This is a genomic window from Pantoea sp. CTOTU49201 (genome assembly GCF_032054795.1).
In the GTDB taxonomy this organism is placed as follows: Bacteria; Pseudomonadota; Gammaproteobacteria; order Enterobacterales; family Enterobacteriaceae; genus Pantoea; species Pantoea symbiotica.
Window position 1 is genome coordinate 1 of the sequence record NZ_DAMBSA010000026.1, and the last position, 3,742, is coordinate 3,742.

The following is a 3,742-nucleotide window of genomic DNA, read 5'->3' on the forward strand; positions in this document are numbered from 1 at the left end:
AATGCCCGGTTAATCCTTGCAGCGTTTTGAGCATTTTGACTGCTTGGTAGGGAAGGGGAATAACATGTTCCTTACGAGCTTTCATGCGCGCTGCCGGAATGATCCATAATGCGTTATCAAGATCGAATTCGGCCCATGCTGCCTCGGTGGCTTCGGCTGGACGCGCTAGCGTCCACCACATTAACCACATGCAATAATTAACCTGGTATGAGCCGCGACTGTTGTCAAAACAGCCTAATAACTTCCCGATTTGCTGCGGAGACAATGCCTGTTTGTGCTGCGTTTTATTTGCCGGAATCGCCTTACGCACTGGCCAGACAGGATCGCTATCTGCTCTGAGCGTCGCTACTGCTAGTTCAAAAACCGATGAAATGGTGCGGCGGGCTTCAGCGGCAACGGACGGAGCGCCGCGCTTAGCCGTTTCCTGAAGAATTTTTAGAATGTGGTGCGGGGTTATTTCCCTGACAGGGAGCTTACCTATTGCGGGGAAAACCACACGCTTAAGCATATCTAGTCGCCGCGTTTTGGTGATTTCGGCCCAGTCTTTCATCTGCAACCACTCTTTAGCGACTAGCTCAAAGGTGTTGGATGCGTCATTGACCTTGCGGATTTTATCTAACTGGCGAGCCTGAGTAGGGCTAACTCCATTCGCGACTTGTTTACGCGCTTGCTCGCATTTCTCGCGAGCTTCGGCAAGTTTAACCGTCGGGTACTCACCCAGCGCAAACATGCTGGATTTACCGTTAAGTTTAAACCGATAGCGCCACGCCTTTTTGCCATTAGGTTTTACTTCAAGGTATAAGCCATTGAAATCGTTGAGACGATAAAGCTTTTCTTTCGCTTTTGCTGTGCGGCATTGAGTATCAGTGAGCATAGCGATTCCTTGTGTATTTATTATACCGTTATTGTACTCACTAAAAATAAAGATGGAAGTTTGATGTACTCACCTACGTACTCATTTTTGACTGCGCTTCTACGGAGTTATTTGAGACACTATGAAACGAAAAATCCACGCAAATGCGTGGATTTAAACATTTTTTGTGAAAGTCATGAGATTGAATGAAACCCCATGAGACAACACATTTTATTTTAGACGTTAAACAGGAAGTTCATCACGTCGCCATCTTTCACGATGTACTCTTTTCCTTCTGAGCGCATCTTGCCGGCTTCTTTCGCGCCTTGTTCACCTTTGAACGCAACGAAATCATCAAACGCGATGGTTTGAGCGCGGATAAAGCCTTTCTCGAAGTCAGTGTGGATTTTACCGGCCGCCTGTGGCGCAGTAGCGCCAACGGGGATGGTCCATGCACGCACTTCTTTCACGCCAGCGGTGAAGTAGGTTTGCAGGTTCAGCAGCGCATAACCGGCGCGGATCACACGGTTCAGACCCGGCTCTTCCAGACCCAGTTCAGCCATGAACTCGTCGCGCTCGTCATCTTCCAGCTCAGCGATATCAGATTCAACCGCAGCACACACCGGCACCACGACTGAACCTTCAGCTTCGGCAATCGCACGCACCTGATCGAGGTACGGATTGTTTTCGAAACCGTCTTCGTTGACGTTAGCGATGTACATGGTTGGCTTCAGCGTCAGGAAGCTGAGGTAGCGGATTGCCGCTTTCTCATCAGCATCCAGCTTCAGTGCGCGCAGCATGCCCGCTTCTGACAGGTGCGGCAGGCACTTCTCCAGCGCAGCCAGTTCGGCTTTAGCATCTTTGTCGCCGCCTTTGGCTTTCTTCTGGCAACGCTGAATCGCACGTTCGCAGGTGTCGAGATCCGACAGCGCCAGCTCGGTGTTGATGACGTCAATATCTTCCGCCGGGTTAACTTTACCGGCAACGTGGATGATGTTGTCGTTTTCAAAGCAGCGCACCACGTGACCGATGGCTTCGGTTTCACGGATATTAGTCAGGAACTGGTTGCCCAGGCCTTCACCTTTGGACGCGCCTTTCACCAGACCGGCGATATCGACGAATTCCATGGTAGTTGGCACGACACGCTGTGGCTTAACAATCTCGCTCAGCTGATCGAGGCGCAGATCGGGCATTGGCACTACACCGGTGTTTGGCTCGATGGTGCAGAACGGAAAGTTGGCTGCTTCGATACCCGCTTTGGTCAGCGCGTTGAACAGGGTGGATTTACCGACGTTCGGCAGGCCCACAATACCGCATTTAAATCCCATGGTCTGATTACCTTTCTCACTGAGTGTGCGGCGCTGTTAACCAGCGCCGACAGATTCAAAAAATTTCGCGCATTATACACAGAATTGCCTTCTGCGGCGCGGGAATTGGCCTTAGCCCGCCTTGAACGCGTGCAGGCGGTTCATCGCCTTGATCTTGTCTTCTTTCAGCCATAGCTCGGTGCAGCGCACCGCTTCGTCTACGGCATCATCAATCAGCTTTTGCTCACTGGCTGGCGGCTTGCCCAGCACGAAACCGGTCACTTTATTGCGGTCGCCAGGATGGCCAATACCGACGCGTAAACGGTGAAAATTATTGTTGTTGCCCAGCTTGCTGATGATGTCTTTCAGGCCATTATGGCCGCCGTGACCGCCACCTTGTTTAAATTTTGCTACGCCTGGCGGTAAATCCAGCTCATCGTGCGCCACCAAAATCTCTTCTGGCGCAATGCGATAGAAAGTCGCCATCGCCGCCACCGCTTTGCCGCTGAGGTTCATAAACGTGGTGGGCACCAGCAGGCGCACATCTTCTCCCGCCAGCGACAGGCGCGCGGTATAGCCATAGAATTTTGGCTCGTCTTTTAACGACTGATTGTTGCGGCTCGCCAGTAAATCGACATACCAGGCACCCGCGTTATGGCGCGTTGCGGCGTATTCAGCGCCGGGATTGGCCAGCCCCACAATCAGTTTAATGCTGCTCACGATGTTTATCCTGTCTTGCTGCGGAAAGGGCGATAGTTTACTGCCTGGCGGCACGGATGACAAAGGCCGCAAGTAGCAGATAATGTCTCTGCGTGACTAATCATTTTCTATCGAAATCAAGGCGCTGGCGGTAAAGATTTGTCAAAGGTTGTGAAGGATATGTGATCCTGTACGCAACTTAAGCGGCAACTATTGCCTAAGCTTATGGCTAGTTAACCATACGTGCTGTTTTGCTTTTATAAGGATGGAGGTGGATCATGAAACGTCAAAATTGCCGCTTTGTAGGTAACGGTTTGATGTGTTTGGGTTTACTGACGATGGTTCTGGGCGTTGGCTATTCCATTATCAATCAGCTTCCTTCGCTCAACCTGCCACAATTTCTCGCGCACGGTGCGATGTTCAGCATCTTCGTTGGCGCTTTGCTGTGGCTGGTCGGCGCGCGCGTCAGCGGACGTGAGCGCGTAGAAGATCGCTATTACTGGTTGCGTCATTACGGCGATAAGCGCTGCCGTCGCAATCACTCATCACATTAAGTGAGTACGGTTTGCTGCAGCGGCTGTAACTGCGCGAGATAACATTCGATGCGGTTACGGCCGCTGGCTTTTGCGCGATATAACGCTTCATCGGCCAGCGCCAGCAAAGGTGGGAAAGGTTCGCCGGGTTGCAGCGCGGTGGCAAAGCCGATACTGACGGTATAGCGTACGTCGTTGGGTTGCGACAGCTGTGTCGCTAAACGGATGCGTTCACACACGCGCTGTGCCTGCTCGGCATCGCCGGGAATGATCGCCGCAAACTCTTCGCCGCCCAAGCGAGCAAAATGCCCACTCTCCGGCAACAACGCCTGCACTACCTGACAAAAATC

At 52.0% G+C, this 3,742-nt stretch carries 5 protein-coding genes; 1 reads left to right on the plus strand and 4 read right to left on the minus strand.

What is annotated here, in order from left to right:
• The 3 genes from RTY00_RS03510 to pth all read right to left on the minus strand — a co-directional run.
• On the minus strand, positions 1 to 874 hold an 874-nt coding region (locus RTY00_RS03510), incomplete at its 3' end, for an integrase arm-type DNA-binding domain-containing protein (protein ID WP_312663408.1).
• A 215-nt stretch (positions 875 to 1,089) separates the two neighbouring features.
• Positions 1,090 to 2,181, minus strand: coding sequence for a redox-regulated ATPase YchF (ychF, locus tag RTY00_RS03515; protein ID WP_007892915.1), 1,092 nt, complete (start codon positions 2,179 to 2,181; stop codon positions 1,090 to 1,092).
• 111 nt (positions 2,182 to 2,292) lie between these two features.
• The gene (pth, locus tag RTY00_RS03520) at positions 2,293 to 2,880 is read right to left on the minus strand and encodes an aminoacyl-tRNA hydrolase (RefSeq protein ID WP_008107639.1); all 588 of its coding nucleotides are present in this window, start codon (positions 2,878 to 2,880) and stop codon (positions 2,293 to 2,295) included.
• Between the two features lie 257 nt (positions 2,881 to 3,137).
• Between pth and ychH the strand changes: the two genes are divergently transcribed.
• Positions 3,138 to 3,413 (plus strand): stress-induced protein YchH, encoded by a 276-nt coding sequence (gene ychH / locus RTY00_RS03525; protein WP_061723496.1) that lies wholly within the window; start codon positions 3,138 to 3,140, stop codon positions 3,411 to 3,413.
• Here the strand turns inward: ychH and RTY00_RS03530 are convergent.
• Positions 3,410 to 3,742, minus strand: a 333-nt coding sequence (locus RTY00_RS03530; RefSeq protein ID WP_312663409.1) for a GGDEF domain-containing protein, incomplete at its 5' end; no start/stop codon positions are given. The genes ychH and RTY00_RS03530 overlap by 4 nt on opposite strands.

Excerpts from the sequence above, each read along its gene's own strand:
- ychF (WP_007892915.1), bottom strand. The coding sequence starts at position 2,181 with ATGGGATTTAAATGCGGTATTGTGGGCCTGCCGAACGTCGGTAAATCC.
- ychH (WP_061723496.1), top strand. The coding sequence starts at position 3,138 with ATGAAACGTCAAAATTGCCGCTTTGTAGGTAACGGTTTGATGTGTTTG.